Below are 22,676 nucleotides of genomic sequence, written 5' to 3'. Positions count from 1 at the left end.
ACCTTATACCATTTCATCTTAAAATAAATATTCTTTTTATTTCGAAAATTACGTTCTATTTCGCCTGTCGAAATGATAAAATAGATTCATAGTTTACAAATTTGGAGGTAATTAAAATGACGAAACGTCCTGTTACAGCAGAAGATTTATGTAAATTTAAGTTTGTCGGTGATCCTCAAGTTTCCCCTACTAAAGACAAAGTAGCCTATGTTTTAACACATGTGGATCACGAAAAAGATGGCTATTATTCTTATATTTATGTGACTGATTTAAGTGGGAAGGGCCGACAGTTTACCTCTCATTATTCAAAGGATAGCTTAGTGAAGGATGCAGCGCCAAAGTGGTCTCCAGATGGAAGTGCCATTGCGTTCCGTTCTAACCGCACAGGAAAAAATCAAGTTTGGCTTTTACATACAGATGGTGGAGAAGCGATTCAATTAACAGACGTAAAGCAAGGAGTTGGCGAATTTGTTTGGTCTCCAGACGGAAAGCAGCTTGCGCTTACTGTTCATGGTGAATTTAAGCTTACCTCTGATAAGGACGAAGAGAAAAAAGAAGACAAGAGTGATGTGAAGGTCATTACGAGACTTCGTTACAAAGGTGACGGAGTTGGTATTTATAACGACGACCGTAAGCATGTTTACTTATTTGATGTTGAAACGAAGTCTTATACAAAGGTGACAGACGGAGAACATGATTTTGGTCAACCACGTTTCTCTCCTGATGGAAAAACTTTATTCTACGTTGCAACGAAGGCGGAAGATAAAGAGTGGGGCTACCTCCCTGCTGTTTGGAAATACGATATTGCTTCAAAAGAAGAAGCTCTTTTATACCAAGGAAATGGTTATGTCCATTCCCCTTCTGTTTCTCCAGACGGTAAATGGCTAGCAGCTGTGGGCCATGCACGTGGTGAAAGAAGTCAAGGGAATGCGAACGTTCTCCTGCTTTCAGTTGAAACAGGTGAATTAACGAATTTAACAGAAGGCTTCGATTACACGGTTGGCGACCTAGTTGGTGTGGATGCAAAGTATGATACGGCAGAATACCGCGTTATTTGGGACGCAACAAGCTCGAACATCTACTTTAGTGCAACGGTTGGCGGCGATTGCCAGTTATTCAAGGTAAACCTTGAAGGTGAGGTTTCCGCTGCATTATCCCCTACCGTTGGAGTGGTTACTTCTTACGATATCGTAAGTGATGACCAAGCGGTTCTTGTTCTGGCTACTCCTCATTCAACAGGAGACGTTGTAACTCAGGATTTAAATAATGTCGCTAATGTGGTAAAACTAACTGATTGGAACCAGGAGCTTTATACTGAAGTGTATTTAAGCACTCCTGAAAACTTCCATTATAAGAGTACAGATGGCTGGAATGTTGAAGGCTGGGTATTAAAGCCTCATGGTTTTGAAGAAGGTAAAAAATATCCAATGATTCTTGAAATTCATGGCGGTCCAGCAACGGCTTATGGAAATGGTCTACACCATGAAATGCAGTTAATGGCCTCTAAAGGGTATGTCGTTCTTTACACGAATCCAAGAGGAAGCCATGGCTATGGTCATGACTTCGTCAATGCGGTTATTGGTGATTACGGCGGTATGGACTACGAAGATATTATGGCTGGTGTCGATTACGCTTTAGCCAACTTTAACTACATCGATGAAGACCAATTATTTGTTACGGGCGGAAGCTACGGCGGCTATATGACTAACGTGGTTGTCACTCGTACAGACCGTTTCAAAGCAGCGGTTACACAACGCAGTATCTGTAACTGGCACAGCTTCTACGGAACAAGTGACATTGGTTTCTTCTTCACCGAATGGCAGCACGGACATGCGGATCTTTGGGATGATGCCCATAAGCTATTAGAGCTATCCCCACTTCACTATGCTCGTAATGTTAAAACACCAACTCTTATCCTGCACAGCGAGCAAGACCTACGCTGTCCAATGGAGCAAGCGGAGCAATGGTATGTGGCTCTTAAGCGTCTAGGTGTGGATACGAAATTTGTTCGTTTCCCTGATGAGAACCATGACCTTTCTCGTTCTGGTAAACCAAAGCACCGCTTAGAACGTTTAAACCATTTAATTGGTTGGTTTGATGATCGTAGAAATTAAGAATAGAAAAAGATAGATGAGAAAGAGCTCAATGGGCTCTTTCTCTTTTTTTCGGTCTTTCGATTTTTGTTTTACTCAGTTAGGTAGCATTCTCATTTTTTAACGATTAAGGGTTACCAAAGGTACATCTGTGTCAAACTAAGTGATAGCATACTAGTGAAAAGGATGTGCCTTGTATGGATTTTTATCAGAGCCAGGATACGTTAACTGCCATAGAGTGGGCTCTTCGTGCGATTATTGCTTTTATTTTTTTATTAATTGTTACTAGAGTATTAGGTCAGCGTGCCATCTCACAATTAAGACCACTTGATTTTCTCATGGCATTAGTGATCGGAAACATTATTGCCCACCCTTTATCAGATGAACACCTTGAAATGAAAGGGTCCATTATTTCAACTATTGTATTAGTCATCTTGTATCTTCTTGGCATTTTTATGATTCTAAAATGGCCAACTTTTAGAAGACTAGTGAATCCTAAGCCGATCAACATTGTTCAAAATGGAGAAATTCTTCATAAAGGATTAAAAAAAGCACGAATTTCCGTTGATATTTTATTAGAAGAATTACGAGAAGCTAAAGTGGAAGATGTAAAGAAGGTAGCCTTAGCCATTTGGGAGGCTGACGGAAAGATTTCCGTTTTTTTAGATCCAAAGTACGAACCCCTTACACCTGACTCCATGAAAATACATACAGAGCCTTTTGATATGCCAAGAGTGATCATAAAGGAAGGTATTATTAATTTAAAGGAGTTAAAACAAATCCAAAAGGATGAAGATTGGCTAGTATCCAATTTAAAACGCTTATATCAAACCGATGTAAAAAACGTACTGCTAGCTACCATAGATAAGAAAGAGAATATTAAGGTGTTTTTATATATGTAAAATGCCTGTCCCTACATGCTTGGTTGCTTGTTAGGGGCAGGCATTGTTTCATTAGTTAAACATCTAGCTCTGCTTAAGTTGATCATTGTGGGTTAAAAATTGGCCTATACGTTTTAAAGGACACACATTCCGCTATTCAACGAAAAAGTCTGATTTTACTAGGGTTATCGGACTGTGGTTCCGCTATTGCATGAAAAGTATGGCTTTTCCTCTTATTTTTCGTATATAACGGATTCTCTGTCCTATAAACATTGAAAAATGATGATTTTTACGGGTTTAGCGGATTCTCTGTCCTATAACTATGAAAATGGTGTTTTTATGAGATTAGCGGATCCTCTGTCCTATAAACCCTAAAAAAGCGATTTTTACGGGATTAGCGGATTCTCTGTCCGCAAGCAAACACACATCAAAGCACACACACCTCCCCCCAAAAAAAAACAAGCCTGCTCCCCCCAATAGGAAAGCAGGCACTACCATTCTAAAAATTCTCCACTTGCTGCAGCGATTTAAATTGATTGGAAATCATCTGATGATAGACTCCCTCTTGTGTCATCAGTTCATCATGATTGCCTTTTTCGGCAATTTCTCCGTTTTGAATGACCATAATCGTATCGGCATCGCGAATGGTGTTCAATCTGTGAGCAATGATAAAACTCGTTCGTCCTTTCATCACATTCGCCAAGGCATCTTGGATATGCAGCTCAGTACGGGTATCGATGCTGCTCGTCGCTTCGTCCAAAATAAGCAAGGACGGCTGGCTAAGGATGACCCTTGCAATCGCCAATAATTGTCGTTGTCCATGGCTTAAATTTCCGCCATTTTCCGATAGGACGGTATCATATCTTTTCGGCAAACGATTAATGAATAGGTCCGCATTCGCCATACGCGCTGCTGCATACACTTCTTCATTGGTTGCATTCGGATTACCATATTTAATATTTTCCATAATCGTTCCCGAAAACAAATACGTGTCCTGAAGAACAATTCCAAAGCATTTTCGCAAACTTTCTCTTGTATATTCTCTGATATCACGGCCGTCTATCAGGATTTCCCCTTCCGTCACATCATAGAATCGGGTTAGTAGATTCACGATTGTCGTTTTACCTGCACCGGTTGGACCAATTAAAGCTGTGCTGCTGCCTGCTTCAGACTTGAAGCTTACATTTTTTAAAATTGGAACATCATTCCGGTAGCCAAAGCTAACATTTTTAAATTCCACCACACCATTAGGGTTTTCTAGAGAAATAGCATCTCGACGGTCCGCAGGTTCTTCTTCCCCATCCAGGATTTCAAATACTCTTTCTGCCCCGGCAATTCCTGATTGTAAAATATTAAAGATATTAGCCAAATCGTTTAATGGTCTAACAAATTGACGGGAGTACGTGATAAAACTCGCAATGACACCAATCGTGATCATATTTTCAACGGCTAAGTATCCCCCAACCACTGCCAAAATGGTAAAACCAAAGTTATTGATGACATTCATGATTGGCATTAAAAATCCTGCGGCTATTTGTGCCTTTGTTCCGACGTTTCGCAGTCTCGTATTGATTTCTTCAAATTCGGCAATCGCCTTTTCCTCATGATTAAAAGCCTTCACGACTTCTAAACCGGAAATCGTTTCTTCAATATGACCATTTAGCATTCCCAGCTCTTTTTGTTGGTTTCTAAATAATACTCTTGTTTTTTTGGCAATCGATTTTGTTAAAAGAAAGACTAAAGGCACCGTAACTAGACTGGCCAATGTTAAAATCGGGCTTAAGACGATCATCATCACCAGTGACCCTAGAATAATAATCGAGCCTGACATTAACTGGGTCGTAGATTGAGAAATCGTATTGCTGACGTTATCAATATCGTTCGTCAATCGACTCATCAATTCTCCATGTGTACGAGAATCAAAGAAGGATACCGGTAGCTTTTGCAGCTTTTGAAAAAGATGACTTCTTAATCTCTTCACAATCCGCTGAGCAACTCCTGACATCAGCCAGCCTTGTGAAAAGTTCAAAATGGCGCTAGCGAGATAGGCGATTAAAAGTGTCACGATCACCACATGGAGTAATCCAAAATCGACCCTTTTTTCTAAGGACATCGCATCAACCGCTTTCCCTATTAAAAATGGTGCAGACAGGACAATGGCGGAATCGATTAAAATAAAGAAGAAAACGGTTGTTAAAAGCTTTCTCTCTTTTCCAAAATAAGACCAGAGCCTTTTCAAGGTACCCTTAAAATCCTTAGGTTTTACCACCTGTCCCCGCAAATGGGCAGCACCGCCCGGACGGCCAGGAAGAGCTGGAACGTTTTGATTTTTTTGATTCTGATTTGTTTTCTCAGACATGTTACAGCACCTCCTTACCAAACTGTGACTGGTAGATTTCTTGATAGGTATGGCAGGTTTTTAATAAATCATTATGTTTTCCATTCCCCACTAATACTCCATCATCTAACACTATAATTCGGTCGGCATCCATGACAGAGGTAATCCGTTGGGCAATCAGAAGACAGGTCAGTCCCTCAGCGTACTTTTTCAAGGAATCTTTAATCTTAGCTTCTGTTGTCACATCGACAGCACTTGTACTATCATCGAGTATTAAAATTTCTGGCTTCTTGATAAGAGCTCTGGCAATGGACATTCTCTGTTTCTGACCACCTGAAAAATTAACTCCACCTTGCCCAATCCGAGTATCATACGCTTCCGGCGATTCCATAATAAATCGATGGGCATCCGCTATTGTGGCCGCTAATTCGATTTCTTCCTGAGTAGCATCTTCACGCCCCCAGCGAATATTTTCGATGACTGTTCCCGTAAACAAGATTGCTTTTTGAGGAACGATCGCTACTTTCTCTCGTAACGCTTTCGGGTTAATTTGACTGATGTCTTCCCCGTTAATTTTAATTTTTCCACTTGTTATATCGTAAAAACGCGGGATGAGACCCACAAGGCTACTTTTTCCTGAACCAGTCGAACCAATGATTCCAACGGTTTCTCCTGGCAGACAGGTAAAGCTAATATTTTTCAGAACAGGATCTCCGGATGCTCCTTCATAGGAAAAAGAGACATTCTCGAAATCAACTCTTCCACCTTTTTCCACACCGGTAGTCGTCTCGTTTTTCCACGTCATGTCATCTTCTTCGGCTAACACTTCTCCAATTCTGCTTGCTGATGTTTTCGCACGAACAAACATGTTAAAAACCATTGATATCATCATTAAGGAAAAAAGTATTTGTGTCATATAGTTCGTAAAGGCAATAACATGCCCGACTTGGATGGTCCCTTTTTCAACTCCAAAGCCTCCAACCCATAAAACAACTACAATTCCTAAATTCATCACTAACATAATCATTGGTGCAAAGGTGGCGATTACACGTGCCGCGGTGATGGATCGATTTTGAAATTCTTCATTAAACCCGCTAAATTTTTCAATTTCATAATCAAAACGATTAAATGCCTTCACTACTCGTACACCAGATAAATACTCTCTCATTACCCCGTTCACTTTATCTAGGGCACCTTGTACCTTTGAAAAAAGTGGTATGCTCAGTCTCATATTGATGATAATCAAAACAGCAACCATCGGAACGACAACGGCCAAAACAATAGAAAGATGGACGTTTAACCTTGTCGCCATAATCAGCCCGCCAATTGCTAATAAAGGTGCTTTAACGAAAATTCTCATCAGGCCGTTTACGAACATCTGGACCTGTCCGACATCGTTCGTTAATCTTGTGATCAAGGAAGCTCGGTCATAGCGGTTAATATTTTTAAAAGAGAGCTGTTGAATTTTTCGAAATAAATCGAACCGCAATTCTGTGCCAAAATTTTGTGAAGTGATACTTGCCAGGATACTTCTAGTGGAAGCAGCTACCGCACCTAACAAAGTTACCCCAAGCATCACGGCTCCCATTTTTAACACATAATCTAAATCCCGATTCACTACCCCCACATCCACGATCTTCGCCATAATCGTAGGCTGAAGTAAATCACAAACCGCCTCTAGCGTAAGAAATAATACCGCAGCGCTAAATGGCTTCCAGTATTTTTTTATGTACTTGCTGAAATTTCCCATACCCAATCCCCTCTTAGGTGCCTGTCACTTCCCAAAGTTTGTCGAACCTATTCGGTGCAGCATTAAGAACCTATATGAAAATTCTGAAAATGATATTTTTGTCTATTACTATAATATCACTTTTTAAATAAATTTCAGTTTTGAAGTTCCGATTATCGAAATAAATTGCCTTTGTTTTTTAAAAGTATTCATTGTTGATTTTCGTGTAGGTACGAGAAATAATAGGCGGAGAATTTCCGGCTAATGTATATGAGAAAGCTAAAGAAGCAGATATAAGCGGAGAAATTCCGATTAACGGCTCTTAATACGACAGAAATCCAAAGGTATGGATAGGATAGCCGGAAAAACTCCCCTTATTTTTAAGGAAATATAGGTATTTCCCAAAATAAACGGAATTCTTCCGTTTATTTTGCAAACACATTGAAATCAACATTTAGTGATACCATAGCCTAAAAGAAAATGCCTCTTTTTTCGTAACAAAAAAGAAGCTAGAAAGTTTCGCTAGCTTCGTTCTTTTCTAATTAGCCCTAATTAATCCCACCAGAAGAACCATACCCTTGAATGAATAAGGGTACCCGCTAATTCTTTGACGGTTCCAACGCCTTGATACACAATATCCGGACAAAATCCAAACTGTTCCCATGCCAATGCTTCCGATTCCTCCTGCGTTGTAGGCGGGTGTTCAACATAAAGTTCCCACACATCATGGGTTACTAATGCAGGTATTGCTCCATACTTATCGTACCAATATTTAAAAACAGCTACTTGTTCCTCTGGTAAAGGGCATTCATTGAACCCTCCCATTGGGATCCAAGCCGCTGCTTCCCAAGGTTTATCCGTTGGAACTTTTGCGAGAATTAATTTTTGATTCACGAAATCTTCTAATGATCGAAAATTGTTTAACTGTTCACTAACTGTAAACTCACCCACCATATCTTCTTCGTCGTCATCCTCATCAGGCATGACATCCGCAAGCATCCGTTTAAATAATGCTGTTTCATCGATATCCTTCGCCTTGGTTAAAATGGTCTCGGGATGATCTTCTGGATATTCTTTCTCATCTTTATTAAAGATCTCTACCATTAGTTCAGAAGGAACGATGAAAATGGGCGTGAATCCTTCTTGTTTACCTTGATGAAGCGCTTGCTGATAGCTATTCATCGTATCTTGAATATTTTTTACTTCTAGAATTTCATATTCGAAACTCAAATGATCCGCGATTTCTTTGATGACATCTTTTTTTCGCTTACGAAATTTATCAAAAATCCCCATCAACTTCCCCCCCTTAAAATTGCCGCTCCAATGCCAGTCAGCTATACTCCCTTCCCTTACCCGAATCACTAATTTCCACCAGTTCTTCTGGATAAGGTTCAAAAAAGGTTTGAACTTTTAAGTAGTCATTTTTAAAGCGAATGACCCACGATTTTAAAACACTAGTTAAACTGCTTAACGGAACTTTATCGTTTCTATATTTTTCAAGCATTTCAGCAAAAAATTGCTTCTCATCATCGGAGAGCTGCTGCTTGAAATAACCGGCAATATGTTGACATACATTGATATTGGATTGATCTCTTGGCTTACGTGCAAAAAGACGATGTAATTGTTTCTCATAAGCTTGGTAAATCGTATGGATCGGTTGTTGTTTATGACTAGCGACTATTTGCCCCATTTCTTTAAGGGCTGCTTGATTGTAAGCCATAAAGAGGTATTTATTTTTCGAATGAAAATCTATTAAAGGCTTAATGTGAAGCTCTGGATGATTTTTGAGTTCCCTAAACGCTGCATAGGTAAATATTTTAGTCAGAAAGTGCTCCCGAATCGAGAAATTACTTAATCTGCCTTCTTCCTCAATACCGTAAGAACCAAAATGCTCTAATACCGCTTTTCCAAAATAACCACTGTCTTTTCCGATAACAGGGGCCCTACTTAAACCACTATAAACCTTTACATCTTTTATCCCACAGGTAGGTGATTTACTCTTTAAAATAAATCCGTCTATATCATTTAATTGGTGTAAAAATTGTCTAGAAAAGGATTCCATTTCGGAGGTAAGATCTTTTTCAGTTGAAGGTTGAACTAGTTGACGAACCCCCTCCGTTTCGACTATTCGAATGGTTTCTCTAGGGATCCCAAGGCCAATCTCTACCTCAGGACATACTGGGTAAAAATCTACAAATGCTTGAAGTCTCCTCACCAATGGGTCAGAAATAACATCTCCATTGTACCTGCACTCGGCAAATTCCAAGCATTTACTCACCACCACTTTCGGTTTAACAAACTGATTCATATCATCCCTCATTTTAATCACATGTTGGAGTTAGATTAGACCCGTGTTTATTTCTTGTCTTATTCTATCCTTAGATTTTAAAAAATAAAGGTAATTGATCTATCAAAAACCAAAAAGTCCCACTCTAATCGTACATTTTAAAAGATGTACGAACACTATCTTCTTGTTGGAATATACTTTGAATTATAGCTTGAAAGGAAGATAACAATGACAAGATTATCTCCACCCTGGTATACATTGTGGAATGAAATAAAAAATACAATTGGGAAGGATCCTTCCATTCATATTGAAAATTTAGATGTCAGCCAAAATCCTTACCAAATTAACATTGTAGTCGACGACGACAAAAAGGGCAGTGCCCTTACAACCATTATCGCGGATACACATCAAATGGGAAACATAAGTGTATTGGTCCAAGTAATAAACAATCAAGGTGTCTCATATCAAGGTAAGACTGTTCATTCTCCAATTGAATTATCCGATATTGTGACAGCTGGGTTATCTGGAAATCCCCTTTTTGTGAAAAGTATCGTCCAACGAGTATCACCTGACCCGAATGCCCCAACTAATGTTTTCCCCGTTTTCACTAAGTCTGTAGTTCAATTTTTTAACGATGATTTAACAGACCTATACCATAATTACAATAATGTCACGGCCATTGTATTCAGCGATATTTTAAAAAGCACCGTTAATGGAATGACATTGGATTGTTCCACAGACATTAATTAAAAAAGGCACTCCCTTTCCTGGGAGTGTCTTCTTATACTGTCACTTCGAGTAAAAGCCAAAAAGTAGCTTAGATTCTAGTAATTTTGCTAAAGTAATATGAAGGCAATACAAATAAATCAAAAAGAAGGAGCATTCATGAATAATCAGAGACTATTAGATCAAATTCAATTTATTGTGGAAATTGACAAGTTGAAATCTATCTTCAGACAGTCCTTTATTATGGATAAAAGCCGTAACGAAAATGACGCGGAGCATACTTGGCATTTATCTGTAATGGCGATTATTTTGTTAGAGCATGCAAACGATGCTCATCTTGATATTTTAAAAGTATTAAAGATGATTTTAATTCATGATTTGGTGGAAATTGATGCAGGAGATACTTTTCTTTATGACGAACAGGGATATATGGATAAAGAAGAACGGGAACTGAAGGCTGCTAAACGTCTTTTTGGTTTACTCCCGGCTGATCAGCAAGAAGAGTATTTTTCATTATGGCGTGAATTTGAAACTAAGGAAACGCCTGAAGCTAGATTTGCTGGAGCATTAGATCGCCTCCATCCACTATTACATAATTATTATACAGAAGGTCACACGTGGAAAAAGCATGGTCTTACTAGCGACCGCGTTTTAGACAAAAATAAGCAAATTGAATGGGGCTCTAAGGAGCTTTGGAAGTTTGCAGAAGACTTAATTCATGATGCAGTTCGGAAAGGGTATTTAGAAAAATAACTAGAAAAAGGAGAGGGAATCTACCCTCTCCTTCTTTATAACTTAATCGTAATTTCTGATCCATCTTTCGATTTCACATGAACAAGATCTGTTCCTTTATGATTTTTCAATTCTCCTATCAATTGTTTGAGCAGTCTTTTGTCTATTTGTGGAATAGTGAAATTAATTTCTTTATCATTCATAGCCTTTTTGGTCCGACTGTTTATGAGGCGCGTGATAGTTTTTGATGAAAGGACAGAAATACCCAGATTGAGAATCGTGTATGGAATTGGAACGGTGAAGTTTTTGTCCTTTGTTTTGACTTTTATATCTATCATATTTATGCCACTATTCAATGCTGACGGTGACGATATCACCATTGGCTGAATTTACTTCGATAATTTGACCATCTATTTCGTTTTCGATTGCTTTTAAAATAAGGTCGATATCTTCTTTTTTAATATCCTTCACATACTTTTCAGACTGTGGAATACTTGAGGCGATGCTATGTCCAGCTAATAATACAACTTTGACTAATTTAATCGGCAAATTGACACTCACTCTATCATTTTCTTCTGAGACGACACGGATTTTTAGCGTTTTTTCTACGTAATTACTTCCTTTGGAAGGAAGGCCACTTCTCTCCTGTTTTGCTTTTAAAACATCAATAAGCTCTGACGCCTTCTGAGAATCAATTTTCCCCTCTTGAACCATTGTTAATACTTTTTCAATTTCTACATTCATCTCCAGTTCCTCCTATTCTTCTTTTAAAAGTTTAATCGCTTCTTCCGAAGTGATTTCTCCAGCTTCTAACATCGCAATGATCTTTTTTTCATCCACATCATTTTTCTTTTTCTGTTCGTATCCTAGGGCTGAAATAATGTCATTTAGCTTCCCACGTACAGTTGGATAAGAAATGCTCAGTTCTTTTTCGACCTCTTTGATATTTCCTCTACATGCTAGAAAAACTTCAATAAAATATAGTTGTTCCTGAGTTAACGATGCTAATTTCGTTAATTCAAATTCATTTTCTATGGTGGTGTGACAATGAGCACAATGAAGCTTTGTTATTTTTAACGTTTTGCTGCAAACTGGGCAATTGGTGATGACTGGATAGCTCATTTTAAACTCCTTCCTTCACTTTGTTTTCATTATATATTGAATTAATTAAAAAGATGATAAAATAATTTAATATTTTATTGATTTATTTTTTAATAATTTAATTATAATATTAAATAATTTAATATTCAAGTATCAACTTCCATTTCAAAACTATATACATAAAAAAAAGGAGAGGATTCTGTCCCTCTCCTTTTTTTCATATTTAAAAAGCTCTTTTTTCTGGCCATGACCCTTGAAGTTTTCTTATTTGAATGATTTGGCCCGTATGGTAGGCATCATGCATATTAATACTGGAGATCATTTTAGAAAAGCTCTTTCCATTAAACTCTTTATTAAAATCTTCTTCCGTGAAGCTACCAATCAATTTTTCAAGCTTGTTTTGATTGTCATTACATCGAACAAGCATCTCTTCCCAAGCCAACTCGGTACAGTATTGAAAAGTATCATCATTATCTTGTGCACTGTGTTGAAAAGTCTCTCCTTGGAGTTGTGCTAGTAATCTTTCCTTATAAAAAAGAATATGACTAGCATTTTCCCATATCGAATTGACCGCAACACCTTCAGGCTTCCAGTTTGCTTGTTCAGCCGTAAGTCCCGTTAGAGCATCTTTTAGCGGCGGATACCAATCTTCGGTACCATAACTAAATTCCAACTGTTTTTGAATCAGTTCTTTTAATTGCATCGCCATTCCCCCATCTATCCTTATCACCAAAATATATTTAAAAAGAGATATAATTATTCATTTTATCTCATCATTATATTGTTATTCATGTGAAAAACTAGATAAATTCGAAAGTTAGTCTCCTGTATTTTGTAACAAAAGGCAAAGTGCTATAATGGAATGAGATAGATATGAAAGTAGGTGGAGAAATGAATACAGCAAAAGAACGATTACTAAAAATTATTGAGGAGATACCTGAAAGTGAAGTAGCAAAGATTTTGGATTTTGCCGAGCATATAAAATCAAAAAAAGAAAAAGAATTGACCAAAGATTTAACGAAGACAAGTGAATCTAGTCTAGATTTTTGGGATAATGACTTAGACGATGAGGTATGGAATAATGTATAAACAAGGTGAAATTGTTTTTGTACCTGTTCCTTTTAGCGATCTGTCACAAAGAAAGCAACGTCCTGTTCTAATCATTTCAAATAATTCCTACAATCAATTAACCAACGACCTTCTCGTAGCTGCCATTACTTCACAACTTAAAGACTTGGATTATTCCGTTGTCATTAACTCAGATGATCTTGTAAAAGGTTCCCTTAAATTAACTTCTTCCATTAGGTCTGACAAAATTTATTCTCTTTCCAAAACAATCATCCTGAAAAAATACGGAGAAGTAATACCTGATATTTTACATAAAGTTATCATTAAACTAAACGATGTTTTGAATACTAATAAATAATTTCACAAATTCATCCAATCACTTAAATTTCACAACTAAAAACAAGCAGTATACTAGAATTAGTCCATTCATAAACTCCTCTCTCACCTGTTCGACACCTCAAAAATCCCTACAGAAAGCTGGTTAATTTTTTCTATATAAAAAGCCAATCAATGGCCATCCTACAAGCAAGAAAGCGATATAAATCGTTAAAAAAGACACCGCCATCATTGGGGTGCCTGACACATTTCTCTTAACCTTCCGTTGTAAACTTATACCCAATCCCTCTTAATGTCACGATATAAGGATAATCTGTATAAAGGGCAATTTTTTCTCTTAAATTCTTGATATGAACATCTACTGTTCTTTCATTGATTACCTTTTCATTCTTTTTATAAATGGTATTGATGATTTGTTCCCTTGAAAAAATTTGATCTGGGTGGGTCATAAAAAGATATAACAACCTATATTCAAAATGGGTTAAATCTAGTACTTCATCGCGGAATTTCACGATTCCTTTTAACGGTTTAATTGTTAATCCTTTATAACTTAGTTTACTGCAGCGATTGGCCGTTCTTCGTAAAACCGTTTCAATTCTGACCAATAGTTCCTCTAAATTATATGGTTTACCGATGTAGTCATCTGCCCCTTGTTTCAGTCCTTCAATCCGATCCAAGTCAGTATTTTTAGACGATACAATGATAATCGGCACATTACTGTCCAGTTCGTAACGCATCCAGGAGCAAACTTCGAGTCCATCTATATCAGGCAGAGATGTTTCTAGAAGCACAAAACAGGGATCGTGTTTTATATACATTTCACGAGCCGTTTCCCCATCCACTGCCTCCAATATTTCAAAACCTTGCCTAATCAGATGAAATCTTAACACCGCTCTATTTTCACTATTGCTATCTATAATTAAAATGGTTTTCCCTCTTAATTTTTTATCTTCCACGTTCTTCAGCCCCTTGCCTCTATTATAATGATTAAAAAGAGATTCACAAAAGGTTGTGTTCTATATACAAAAATGACCCGTGTGAAACGGGTCATTCGCTATTTATTTCTTTTCCGCACCTTTTTTCCCTGCAAGTGTTTCATAGGCTGCATCATCTGGTGCGTCACCTTTTGGCCAGTCATAAATTTTGTCAGGAAAATCAGGTCTATCCATAGAGTTAATGTATGCTGCGATATTCATTGCTTCTTCATCTGTAAAGGAACCTGCTTCATATCCGCCCATTGGTGCTTTTGGCATGAAATTTTTAATAAAAGCTCCTGCTGTTCTTACACGTGCCATTCCCGCCCCAATGTTATAGGATTTTTCTCCCCAAAGAGGAAGTCCAGTCGCACCACCGTCGCCACCTACACCATGACAGGTAATGCAGGCTTTATTGTAAAGTTCTCGGCCGGCATTCACATCTAACTTAGCTAAATCACCTTCAACTTTTGGCACTTTAGCCCAAGGTCTTTCTTTCGTACCATCTGGAACATTGCTTGAAATATAGTTATAATAAGCAACCATCGCTTTCATTTCCTTGCTATCTAATGGAAGTGGCTTACCATTCATACTTCTTTTAAAACAACCATTGATACGGTCTTCGATGGTAACTACTTTTCCAGCACGTGGATTGTATTGTGGATACGTTTTGGAAATACCTACTAGGTCAAGGGATGATCCAACTCCACCATCCGCATGACAGCTTGCACAGCTTAAATTGTTTCCTACATTACCATCTAAAACTGTATTTGTTTCATTATGTTCTTTTAACCCTAATTTGATTAATTCCCCTTCTTCCCCTGCAGGAACATCGTCCATACTAGGTGGTAAATAAGGATGTTCTGGCTTTGCTTCTGTTTGTTCTACTGGCGTTGCTGGTGCTGCTGAACTTACAGCTGGGTGCCCCTTTGAATCTAGTACAAATAAGAAAAATACAGTAAACCCAAGTGCGATCGTAGCAACAATGGCCGCAACGGAAGTAATAAAAAATTTATTCATCATTAAGCTCCTCTCCATATCGGGGGACTTCTCATTAGAGAAGATTTTTCCGAATCGTCTTTACAAACTCATTATCCAAAAGGTTTGTTAAGATTCGGTTAAGGAAAATTGAGCGTTATGTGAACTCAGGGGTATTTTATAGGGTCGTTCACCAAATGTACAAAAAGTGGCTATTGGAGCGGAATTTTGTTAGTAGGATGCGGGTGATTTTTATAGTGGAAGTTGATATGTTGGAAATGCGGTTGATAACACGGTGAAATAGGTTGATAAAATCCTCCATTCGGTTGATAAATGTTGAAAAACGGTTGATAACTGCAAGTCTTCAAAAAAAAACAAGCACGAGTTCCCCACTCATACTTGCTTTCCCCTGTATTTCAAGGCTTTAGCCCCGTTTAATCAAACGTTTGATTAATAAATTTTGCCTCTTACACTACCATTTTCCAGCTTGATAATGCTAACCAGTGCTCCTTTTGTTCATAATCGGGCATGATTTTACCAACCAACCTCCAAAAGGAGCGGTCATGGTTTAGATGAACCATATGGCACATTTCGTGGACTACCACATAGTCAATGACATCTAGTGGTGCCATCGCCAGCTTCCAATTGAAGGTTAATTGCTGCTTGGCATCGCAGGTTCCCCAATTGGTTTTGCTATCGGTTATCCGGATCGAACGCGGCTTTGTTTTGAAGTTACTTTGATATTTTCGAATACTCTTCTCGACTAACAGCTTACATTGCTGATAATAAAACCGTTTAAGTGCCTGCTTGATTTTTTCATCCTCCAGCTGTTTAACGGATATATGTAACTGATCATCTTTAAAAACAGCATTATCCTGTGCGATAGTTGGATCATGGATGATTTGGATAGGATAAGTCTTCCCTAAATAAAGGAAACCTTCTCCCTGTTCGTAAACTTTCTCCTGCTTCCCATCCAATCTATCCTTCATATCCTTCTTCTTCTGTAAGATCCATTCCCATTTTTGCTCTAAAAATTGGAGCACAGTTGGTTCCGGTGTACCTTTAGGAGCCTGTACTTCCACATTTCCATATGAATCTATTTTTATGCTAATCGATTTACGTTTCTTATGTATTAACTCAAAGCTAATCGTTTCTTCTAAAAAGGTATGAATCATCTTTATCACCTGGAGAATCTTTTTTGTCATTAATCATAACATAAAAAACCCCTTTGCATTAAAGGGGCTGACGGCTTTCCAGTTTCCTCTCCCGTTTCATCAACCTCCCCATTGGAAGATAGGTGAGTATAAATGTTACTAGTGCAGCGCTCTCAAGGCTTATATAATACATAATCCCAGTGCCGAAAAAATTTAAGAGTGTTTTCGTTTCTGCGGGATTCGCTAAGAAGAAGAAATTCGTATCTAGGAAGATATTCAAAATAAAGACAGGTACAGCAATCATATTCAGAGTTAAAAAACTAGTAAAAATAGCTTTTCTTGGAACCCTGTACCCTTCAAATAAGATGAAATATAAGACGGCAATCGGAATCGCGGAATGGTGGATGAAGTATTTTAAGAAACGAAAGTGAGGAAATTGATAAACCATATCAGGTGTGACCATGGCTAAAATCGGAGGAATGGTACCTATAAAAAACAATAAGTGAAATACCTTTTTATTAGGTTTTAAAAATAAAAATATGGCTAAAAATGTACTAAGCGAACAAAGCTGAATAGGGAGATCCGCAACTTCCCAGTCATTTATTAAGATTAACCATAAATGATGGGATATCTCACAAACAACCAAAATGCTAAAAAGTGTCCATTTTACCTGCCGTTGGTACGGCTTAAGTCTCTTTCTATAATAAATGAAAAGAAAATAAGCGATGAAGAATAATAGGAGCGTAACGAGATGGGTCATTGAAAATATCGTGAAATCTCTCATTTCTGTCACAGAAAACATGATTTCAACACCCTTCATAGTGGAATTACATGCTGTTATCTACCATTGTATTCACCCGAATTAAATCTAACACGAATTTAGGGAAAAATAGGCTTTCATAGGGATTGCTGCTTCAGAAGTTGATAAATTTTAAACTTGGTTGACAAAATAAAGTCTAATTGCGCTTTAAATACAAAATCCAGCTGGAATAAATAGTGAATTGACATTGATTCATATTATGATATATTAAAATAGTAATTCACTTTAATAGATAAAAGCATAAAAGCATAAAAGCGCAAAAGGATTTTAATAGAAAGGTATGACACCATGGAAAACAATCACCCAGATTTAAAAAAGGGATTATTGCCGAGGCATGTCCAATTTATTGCATTGGCCGGCATGATCGGAACAGGAATTTTTAAAGGCAGCTCTGAAACCTTAAATATGGCTGGACCTAGCGTTGTTATCGCCTATTTGATTGGGGGATTATTGCTCTTTATTGTCATGGGCGCCCTCGGTGAGATGGCTACCGTTTTTCCCAATTTAAATGTACAACGTTTGGTGCATAAAGCGTTCGGATTCCAGACCTCTTTTATCGTCGGCTGGCTATATTGGATTAACTGGGTTCTTGTCACCATTGTCGAGCTAATCGCTGCAGCAAGCTTTTTACAATACTGGTTTCCGAGCATTCCATTATGGATATTAAGCCTGTTATGTGCGGCATTGATTGTTGGGATTAATCTTTTTCAAGTAAAACACTATGGCGAAATGGAATTCTGGTTTGCCGGAATTAAAATTTTAGCACTAACATTATTTATTATTTTAGGAGCATTGATTTTCTTTGGAATCGTTCCGAGTTCGATTCAGGATCCTATCTCGAATTATACTGGACATGGCGGATTTTTCCCTAATGGAATGGGAGGAGTTCTAAGTGCATTCCTAGTTGTCATGTTTTCTTATGGTGGGGCAGAATTAATTGGGGTTGCTATCACAGAAACAAAGGATGCCGAGCGTGTTCTTTCTAAAGTAATCAAAGGAACGGTTTGGAGAGTTATTCTTTTCTATGTTCTTCCCATCCTTATTATTTGTGGAATCATCCCTTGGGATCAAGTTTCGGGACAAGAAAGCCCCTTCGTCCAAGTCTTTAGCATTGCAGGAATTCCAGGTGCAGCGGATGTCATGAATTTTGTGCTCATCACTGCCGTTCTTTCAGCTGCTAATTCTGGTATTTACGCTACATCTCGGACTCTATTTTCGATGTCGCAAAACGGTGAAGCACCAAGAGCCTTTTTAAAAATCACGAAAAAAGGAATTCCGTTAAACGGCATCGTCATCACAACCCTATTAATCTTATTGGGTGTGTTCTTAGCCTATATGATTCCTAACCAAGTCATTGGCTATTTAATGGCGATCCCAGGGTTTACGGTCATCTTAATTTGGTTAAGTATTTGTTTAGCACAGTTGAAGCTTCGTCCATTATACAAAGAAAAGCCAGTCTTCCAGCTAAAATGGTTTCCTTATACCACCATCATCGCCATTTTATCTCTAGGCTTGATTTTCTTAGCTTTCTTATTTAATAAAAATAATGTGATTGGGACGATTGTTTGTTTAGTTGTCGTCACTGTTCTTACCGGTCTTTCATTTGTTTTCAAAAAGAAAGCTAACTAATTCATTTTAGTTAGCTTTTTTTATGGCTCTTTTCTAAAACTTCTTTGCCTTTCGGGATTTTTACCAACCACATTTTATATGAAAACAACCTTTTTAATAAAGAATAAATGGATAGTCAAACTTTTCATAATGCTTTTCTGCAAATTTTTCCAAACTATCAAGGAACAGTTGATATTCCACATTTCCTTCATCATAAACATTATTCAGTTGGGCTTTCACCATTTGATCTTTATTTTTCAAATAATCGGCGTATCCATGGTGATAGTTCGCTCTCTCTTTCAAATACTTTAATAAATGAGGATGTGCTTTATTGGCAGCCTCCTTTTTTAATGCTTGTTCATATAATTTTTCATAGGTTGTGGCTAAATGTTGATAATCTTTTGGCATGACTTCTTTTTTGGTTATCTTTTTATTGATGCTTTTTAATTCATGATTGATCTCAAAAGCTATTTCTTTATCAAACCAGCTTCTATATTGATCATAATCGGAAATAGGTTTCATTTTAATAAACAAAATACATAAGATACATAAGAGGATGGTGGCAATCCCTTTCATTCTTCACATCCTTTTCAATTTGACTACCTGTTCTTTTATTGTAAATGACCCTACTAGGTGTTTATCAACCGAATCCCCGCATTTATCAATCAATTTTAACATTTATCAACTTTCCCTCCCTTTACTCTTATGAATCTCAACAAAATGGTAAATAAAGAGAATAGGAATTCATTTTTCTAAAAAAGCGAGGTGCAATATGAGGCTAATTAAAAGATTAGAGTGGTTATGGTTTTTCGGTTTAGTCGTATTTGGCATCGGTGTCCTTTTAGATCTAGTAAACAGGCATTTATATTTTCCGACTTTACTTATATTTATTATGTATTGCGTCCTTTATTATCTTGCCTCCTCAAAAAACAAAGAGGAACATTCAAACACCTTCAAGCAATGAAAAAGAACGGACAGTTCATATTACTGTCCGTCCTTTCTTTAACGTTATTGTGTAATCTCAGTTGATAGTTTTAATTTTTTTTCTTTTAGGAGAATCAGAATAAAATAAACGACGTAGTAGGCAAACATGATTAAGACAAGTCCTGAAGACCAAGAATTTCCTACATACATATTCATTTGATTTAAATCATTAGGGGGGGATACCGGAGTAATTCCGTTCCCGCTCATTAATCCCATTTCATAGATTTTGTAAAAACGGAACATCATTCTCCCTAAAAATAGAACTGTAACCAAGCTCCCTATCCAAACATTTGGCTGAAAATACCATTTTTGTCCACGTACCTCATAATGCGTCAGCCCTGCTCCATAAAAGGCCAGGAATGCTCCTATGGCAATACCTACAAAATCTGAAATCAGGCTAATTGGATGTGTCAGCGCTCCTGAGAGGAAAATCAATCCAATTACAAGAAAAATAATTGTTCGCGTGACTAACTTCCTTGTATTTAATTCCTGCCAACCGATATTTCGGCGTATTCTCCGGTAAATACTAAAGGCAACTAACAACAAAATACACAATATTGCAATGAAATGCTGGTTCATTATATCCCGCCTTATCCTTTTTCAACTATTCCATCATATACTTTTTTGAAGATATTGGGCATAATTCCCACTAATTTTTTAATAAAATACTATTTTTAAATATGTATACTCTGCATTGCCATGGCGAGTATCACCGTTATAGACGTATTTGCATGATCCATAAGTAAACCCACCTCTCCACCCCAAAAATGAATTAATGCCTTTACACGAAAAAAGGTACCAGTAAGTTGTTTCATCCTTGGATTCTGTTTCGGATCCTTAGTGCAGTAAAAAGGAGAAGAATTTGGCCGCTAATAAAACGTTCGGGAGCATTCCTTATGTTTTTTCTCTCTTCATCCAACTTAATGGCGTTCATTATGAATACTAGTTCGTGTAGAAGAAAGAAAAAAACGCCGATACGGCGTTTTTCTGACTACTCGCATTAAAATATTTGTTCTTTGTTTATTCTATCTTATCGTCTTTTTTTTCGATGGTAGTTCAGTGTGAGTTCGGTTCAAAGGTTCATATTTTTTAAAAAATCAATACTGATCAACGGTTGCACCCATTACGGCAGCTGTTACGAATGGTAATCCTTTTAATTCCATGAGCTGTTCTTTCGTACCTGTTACGACTACGCCGATAATCATACCATCCTTTTGGTTTTCCTTTACCACGTCGTAAAGGTGGTCTTTTGCATAAGAGGTGTAATAGTTATTGTTTTTACTATCCTTTAATCTCTTTACATCTTCAATAAAATCGTCTTCTGTTCTTTTCGTATCCTTAAAGGCTGGATCAAAGTAAGCATCAAATCCGTAGACTTCCTGAGCTTGTTCAGGGATAGCAATGGTATCTTTCTTTTCAAGCTCTAGTCTTTCTTTTGAATAGCTGTTTACGCGATACCAGGTTGCATCTACATCCTTTGGTAGCATTGTATTGATAGCGTCAAACGTATACCCCTTATCCAAGGAAATGGCCATTTCTATAAACTGATCATCTTTCACTTTCTCTAAAATATCGAAGTCCTTAAAGTAATGCTCATACTTTAAGGATGGGTGATAGAATAGTAAAACACGCTCTCCGCTCTGATAATCATAAAAGCGATCTATTTGTGGTGAGCTTGCATGCTCATTAATTTGTACACTACCCCTACCTGAGGCAATTGGGTGACCAGATCCGAAAACATTAAATTCAACCGTTTCATCTTCCCAAGGAATCACTCGTCCTTCAATCATTTTATATTTTTTTGAGGTAAACGTTCCATTTAAGAAGGAATAGTTAAAAGAGTTATTACCTAGAAAAACGTTTGGTCCTGAAATGCGCTCATGTAATTCAAGGTCAGAATACACATCCCAGTGTTTCTGATTCACAAGTGCCGAATTGGCGGCAACTCCAGCGAATAATAAAACAGGTGTAACAATAATCGATATCACCGTATTTCGCAAAATTGTTTTTCGTTTTGCCTTTTTTACTAACTTCTTTACATCTTCATCTTTAAACGCGAAATCCGAGTCTAGTTCTTCTATCCCTTTTTGTTCCTCATGTTCATGCTTACTCATGTCTCATCCCTCCTAAATAACTCCTTAAATTGCGCCCTAGCTCTGGCTAAATACGTTTTCACTTTGTTTTCGTTCATATCTAACACATTCCCAATCTCTTTATACGAAAGCAAAGTGTCATATTTTAAGAGAAGGATTTGTTTATAGACCGGACTTAATAAATTTAACGTTTCCCGCACCTTTTGTTGCCCTTCATTCTCTACCATTAGATCATCCAGCATTTTTTCATTGCTAACCATGTCACATATTTGTAAGTCAGTGGTTCGATTCATTCTGCGGCATACATCATAATATTGATTGATTGATACCTTAAAAACCCAGGCCGACAATTTATCCTGATCAATGGAATCCATATACAGTAAAGCTTTATATAAGGCTTGCTGGACAATATCTTTGGCATCTTCTCTGTTACAGCCCTGTTTGACTAAATACAGGAAGACTTTGTTTGATAAATCTTTTATCTGTTCGTTGAATGCAGCATTCACAGCCCTTTTTTATTCTCCTTTCGAAAGCTTTCACATCTATAACGGTCTAGTCAGTAAAATGTATACAACTATTTTAAAAAAACCTCTGTTAATGGTGGATGTTATTTTTATCATTGAAAAATAGACGGAAGGATTCCTGTTACATCAGCAAATTGACATATTCCCTTATAAATAAGCTGATTTTTTCCTGTTAAGCTATGCATTGCCATGATTTTAAGGTTATCTAATCAGAACATCTTCGCCTATTTCACCTTCAAACCACTAATTT

The 22,676-nt window shown here is 37.4% G+C and carries 23 protein-coding genes; 7 read left to right on the top strand and 16 right to left on the bottom strand.

Annotated elements, in window-relative coordinates; all coding sequences use genetic code 11:
- Positions 1–116: 116 nt before the first annotated feature.
- Both ACSBPO_RS02940 and ACSBPO_RS02935 read left to right on the top strand, forming a co-directional pair.
- A complete protein-coding gene (locus ACSBPO_RS02940; RefSeq protein WP_442598594.1) occupies positions 117–2,114 on the top strand; it encodes a S9 family peptidase in 1,998 nt (665 codons plus the stop codon).
- Positions 2,115–2,290: 176 nt separating this feature from the next.
- Positions 2,291–2,995 (top strand): DUF421 domain-containing protein, encoded by a 705-nt coding sequence (locus tag ACSBPO_RS02935; RefSeq protein ID WP_442598593.1) that lies wholly within the window; start codon positions 2,291–2,293, stop codon positions 2,993–2,995.
- Between the two features lie 478 nt (positions 2,996–3,473).
- On the opposite strand, the gene ACSBPO_RS02930 is transcribed toward ACSBPO_RS02935, so the two are convergent.
- From ACSBPO_RS02930 to ACSBPO_RS02915, 4 genes are all read right to left on the bottom strand, one after another.
- Positions 3,474–5,333 carry an ABC transporter ATP-binding protein gene (locus ACSBPO_RS02930; protein ID WP_442598592.1) on the bottom strand — a complete coding sequence of 620 codons (1,860 nt, stop codon included), beginning with the start codon at positions 5,331–5,333 and terminating at the stop codon, positions 3,474–3,476.
- 1 nt (position 5,334) lies between these two features.
- A complete protein-coding gene (locus ACSBPO_RS02925) occupies positions 5,335–7,062 on the bottom strand; it encodes an ABC transporter ATP-binding protein (RefSeq protein ID WP_442598591.1) in 1,728 nt (575 codons plus the stop codon).
- A gap of 531 nt (positions 7,063–7,593) precedes the next feature.
- Positions 7,594–8,334 carry a DUF4253 domain-containing protein gene (locus tag ACSBPO_RS02920; protein ID WP_442598590.1) on the bottom strand — a complete coding sequence of 247 codons (741 nt, stop codon included), beginning with the start codon at positions 8,332–8,334 and terminating at the stop codon, positions 7,594–7,596.
- A 37-nt stretch (positions 8,335–8,371) separates the two neighbouring features.
- The gene (locus ACSBPO_RS02915; protein WP_442598589.1) at positions 8,372–9,349 is read right to left on the bottom strand and encodes a YbgA family protein; all 978 of its coding nucleotides are present in this window, start codon (positions 9,347–9,349) and stop codon (positions 8,372–8,374) included.
- Positions 9,350–9,556: 207 nt separating this feature from the next.
- Between ACSBPO_RS02915 and ACSBPO_RS02910 the strand changes: the two genes are divergently transcribed.
- Both ACSBPO_RS02910 and ACSBPO_RS02905 read left to right on the top strand, forming a co-directional pair.
- A complete protein-coding gene (locus tag ACSBPO_RS02910; RefSeq protein WP_442598588.1) occupies positions 9,557–10,078 on the top strand; it encodes a hypothetical protein in 522 nt (173 codons plus the stop codon).
- Positions 10,079–10,213: 135 nt separating this feature from the next.
- On the top strand, positions 10,214–10,807 hold the full coding sequence (locus tag ACSBPO_RS02905; protein WP_442598587.1) for an HD domain-containing protein: 594 nt from the start codon (positions 10,214–10,216) through the stop codon (positions 10,805–10,807).
- A gap of 35 nt (positions 10,808–10,842) precedes the next feature.
- Here ACSBPO_RS02905 and ACSBPO_RS02900 read toward each other — a convergent pair whose 3' ends face one another.
- From ACSBPO_RS02900 to ACSBPO_RS02885, 4 genes are all read right to left on the bottom strand, one after another.
- Positions 10,843–11,124: a hypothetical protein gene (locus ACSBPO_RS02900; RefSeq protein ID WP_442598586.1), complete on the bottom strand. Its 282-nt coding sequence runs from the start codon at positions 11,122–11,124 to the stop codon at positions 10,843–10,845.
- A gap of 10 nt (positions 11,125–11,134) precedes the next feature.
- Positions 11,135–11,530, bottom strand: a complete 396-nt coding sequence (locus ACSBPO_RS02895; protein WP_442598585.1) for an SHOCT-like domain-containing protein — start codon at positions 11,528–11,530, stop codon at positions 11,135–11,137.
- 12 nt (positions 11,531–11,542) lie between these two features.
- Positions 11,543–11,908: a DUF2089 domain-containing protein gene (locus tag ACSBPO_RS02890; RefSeq protein WP_442598584.1), complete on the bottom strand. Its 366-nt coding sequence runs from the start codon at positions 11,906–11,908 to the stop codon at positions 11,543–11,545.
- Positions 11,909–12,110: 202 nt separating this feature from the next.
- The gene (locus ACSBPO_RS02885; protein ID WP_442598583.1) at positions 12,111–12,590 is read right to left on the bottom strand and encodes a DinB family protein; all 480 of its coding nucleotides are present in this window, start codon (positions 12,588–12,590) and stop codon (positions 12,111–12,113) included.
- Positions 12,591–12,760: 170 nt separating this feature from the next.
- On the opposite strand from ACSBPO_RS02885, the gene ACSBPO_RS02880 reads away from it, so the two are divergent.
- On the top strand, positions 12,761–12,976 hold the full coding sequence (locus ACSBPO_RS02880; protein WP_442598582.1) for a DUF2281 domain-containing protein: 216 nt from the start codon (positions 12,761–12,763) through the stop codon (positions 12,974–12,976).
- Positions 12,969–13,313, top strand: a complete 345-nt coding sequence (locus ACSBPO_RS02875) for a type II toxin-antitoxin system PemK/MazF family toxin (RefSeq protein ID WP_442598581.1) — start codon at positions 12,969–12,971, stop codon at positions 13,311–13,313. The genes ACSBPO_RS02880 and ACSBPO_RS02875 overlap by 8 nt, the downstream gene beginning before the upstream one ends.
- Positions 13,314–13,545: 232 nt before the next feature.
- On the opposite strand, the gene ACSBPO_RS02870 is transcribed toward ACSBPO_RS02875, so the two are convergent.
- The 4 genes from ACSBPO_RS02870 to ACSBPO_RS02855 all read right to left on the bottom strand — a co-directional run bounded on the left by ACSBPO_RS02870 (position 13,546) and on the right by ACSBPO_RS02855 (position 17,199).
- Positions 13,546–14,247, bottom strand: a complete 702-nt coding sequence (locus ACSBPO_RS02870) for a response regulator transcription factor (protein WP_442598580.1) — start codon at positions 14,245–14,247, stop codon at positions 13,546–13,548.
- Between the two features lie 102 nt (positions 14,248–14,349).
- Complete coding sequence (locus tag ACSBPO_RS02865; protein ID WP_442598579.1) at positions 14,350–15,288, bottom strand: c-type cytochrome; 939 nt, start codon at positions 15,286–15,288, stop codon at positions 14,350–14,352.
- Between the two features lie 422 nt (positions 15,289–15,710).
- Positions 15,711–16,418 carry a M48 family metallopeptidase gene (locus ACSBPO_RS02860; protein WP_442598578.1) on the bottom strand — a complete coding sequence of 236 codons (708 nt, stop codon included), beginning with the start codon at positions 16,416–16,418 and terminating at the stop codon, positions 15,711–15,713.
- A gap of 58 nt (positions 16,419–16,476) precedes the next feature.
- Positions 16,477–17,199, bottom strand: a complete 723-nt coding sequence (locus ACSBPO_RS02855; RefSeq protein WP_442598577.1) for a YwaF family protein — start codon at positions 17,197–17,199, stop codon at positions 16,477–16,479.
- Between the two features lie 306 nt (positions 17,200–17,505).
- On the opposite strand from ACSBPO_RS02855, the gene ACSBPO_RS02850 reads away from it, so the two are divergent.
- Complete coding sequence (locus tag ACSBPO_RS02850; protein ID WP_442598576.1) at positions 17,506–18,846, top strand: amino acid permease; 1,341 nt, start codon at positions 17,506–17,508, stop codon at positions 18,844–18,846.
- A gap of 93 nt (positions 18,847–18,939) precedes the next feature.
- Here ACSBPO_RS02850 and ACSBPO_RS02845 read toward each other — a convergent pair whose 3' ends face one another.
- The 4 genes from ACSBPO_RS02845 to ACSBPO_RS02830 all read right to left on the bottom strand — a co-directional run bounded on the left by ACSBPO_RS02845 (position 18,940) and on the right by ACSBPO_RS02830 (position 22,408).
- Positions 18,940–19,401, bottom strand: coding sequence for a hypothetical protein (locus ACSBPO_RS02845; protein ID WP_442598575.1), 462 nt, complete (start codon positions 19,399–19,401; stop codon positions 18,940–18,942).
- A gap of 432 nt (positions 19,402–19,833) precedes the next feature.
- Positions 19,834–20,388, bottom strand: a complete 555-nt coding sequence (locus ACSBPO_RS02840) for a hypothetical protein (RefSeq protein ID WP_442598574.1) — start codon at positions 20,386–20,388, stop codon at positions 19,834–19,836.
- Between the two features lie 518 nt (positions 20,389–20,906).
- Positions 20,907–21,923: an anti sigma factor C-terminal domain-containing protein gene (locus ACSBPO_RS02835; protein WP_442598573.1), complete on the bottom strand. Its 1,017-nt coding sequence runs from the start codon at positions 21,921–21,923 to the stop codon at positions 20,907–20,909.
- Entirely contained in the window at positions 21,920–22,408 is a 489-nt protein-coding gene (locus ACSBPO_RS02830; RefSeq protein ID WP_442598572.1) for an RNA polymerase sigma factor, read from the bottom strand. Before ACSBPO_RS02830 ends, ACSBPO_RS02835 begins: the two co-directional genes overlap by 4 nt.
- Positions 22,409–22,676 lie beyond the last annotated feature (268 nt).

The sequence above is a fragment of the Neobacillus sp. D3-1R genome (assembly GCF_052180215.1).
In the GTDB taxonomy this organism is placed as follows: domain Bacteria; phylum Bacillota; class Bacilli; order Bacillales; family Cytobacillaceae; genus Pseudoneobacillus.
The sequence above is the reverse complement of the archived record's forward strand: the minus strand, read 5'-3'. Positions and strand labels throughout refer to the sequence as shown.

Bases quoted from the DNA above. Each gene is read 5' to 3' on its own strand.
- ACSBPO_RS02925 (WP_442598591.1), bottom strand. From the start codon at position 7,062: ATGGGAAATTTCAGCAAGTACATAAAAAAATACTGGAAGCCATTTAGC.
- ACSBPO_RS02905 (WP_442598587.1), top strand. From the start codon at position 10,214: ATGAATAATCAGAGACTATTAGATCAAATTCAATTTATTGTGGAAATT.
- ACSBPO_RS02865 (WP_442598579.1), bottom strand. From the start codon at position 15,288: ATGATGAATAAATTTTTTATTACTTCCGTTGCGGCCATTGTTGCTACG.
- ACSBPO_RS02930 (WP_442598592.1), bottom strand. From the start codon at position 5,333: ATGTCTGAGAAAACAAATCAGAATCAAAAAAATCAAAACGTTCCAGCT.
- ACSBPO_RS02920 (WP_442598590.1), bottom strand. From the start codon at position 8,334: ATGGGGATTTTTGATAAATTTCGTAAGCGAAAAAAAGATGTCATCAAA.
- ACSBPO_RS02845 (WP_442598575.1), bottom strand. From the start codon at position 19,401: ATGAAAGGGATTGCCACCATCCTCTTATGTATCTTATGTATTTTGTTT.
- ACSBPO_RS02885 (WP_442598583.1), bottom strand. From the start codon at position 12,590: ATGCAATTAAAAGAACTGATTCAAAAACAGTTGGAATTTAGTTATGGT.
- ACSBPO_RS02935 (WP_442598593.1), top strand. From the start codon at position 2,291: ATGGATTTTTATCAGAGCCAGGATACGTTAACTGCCATAGAGTGGGCT.
- ACSBPO_RS02855 (WP_442598577.1), bottom strand. From the start codon at position 17,199: ATGTTTTCTGTGACAGAAATGAGAGATTTCACGATATTTTCAATGACC.
- ACSBPO_RS02860 (WP_442598578.1), bottom strand. From the start codon at position 16,418: ATGATTCATACCTTTTTAGAAGAAACGATTAGCTTTGAGTTAATACAT.
- ACSBPO_RS02940 (WP_442598594.1), top strand. From the start codon at position 117: ATGACGAAACGTCCTGTTACAGCAGAAGATTTATGTAAATTTAAGTTT.
- ACSBPO_RS02895 (WP_442598585.1), bottom strand. From the start codon at position 11,530: ATGAATGTAGAAATTGAAAAAGTATTAACAATGGTTCAAGAGGGGAAA.
- ACSBPO_RS02890 (WP_442598584.1), bottom strand. From the start codon at position 11,908: ATGAGCTATCCAGTCATCACCAATTGCCCAGTTTGCAGCAAAACGTTA.
- ACSBPO_RS02910 (WP_442598588.1), top strand. From the start codon at position 9,557: ATGACAAGATTATCTCCACCCTGGTATACATTGTGGAATGAAATAAAA.
- ACSBPO_RS02900 (WP_442598586.1), bottom strand. From the start codon at position 11,124: ATGATAGATATAAAAGTCAAAACAAAGGACAAAAACTTCACCGTTCCA.
- ACSBPO_RS02850 (WP_442598576.1), top strand. From the start codon at position 17,506: ATGGAAAACAATCACCCAGATTTAAAAAAGGGATTATTGCCGAGGCAT.
- ACSBPO_RS02880 (WP_442598582.1), top strand. From the start codon at position 12,761: ATGAAAGTAGGTGGAGAAATGAATACAGCAAAAGAACGATTACTAAAA.
- ACSBPO_RS02840 (WP_442598574.1), bottom strand. From the start codon at position 20,388: ATGAACCAGCATTTCATTGCAATATTGTGTATTTTGTTGTTAGTTGCC.
- ACSBPO_RS02915 (WP_442598589.1), bottom strand. From the start codon at position 9,349: ATGAATCAGTTTGTTAAACCGAAAGTGGTGGTGAGTAAATGCTTGGAA.
- ACSBPO_RS02835 (WP_442598573.1), bottom strand. From the start codon at position 21,923: ATGAGTAAGCATGAACATGAGGAACAAAAAGGGATAGAAGAACTAGAC.
- ACSBPO_RS02875 (WP_442598581.1), top strand. From the start codon at position 12,969: ATGTATAAACAAGGTGAAATTGTTTTTGTACCTGTTCCTTTTAGCGAT.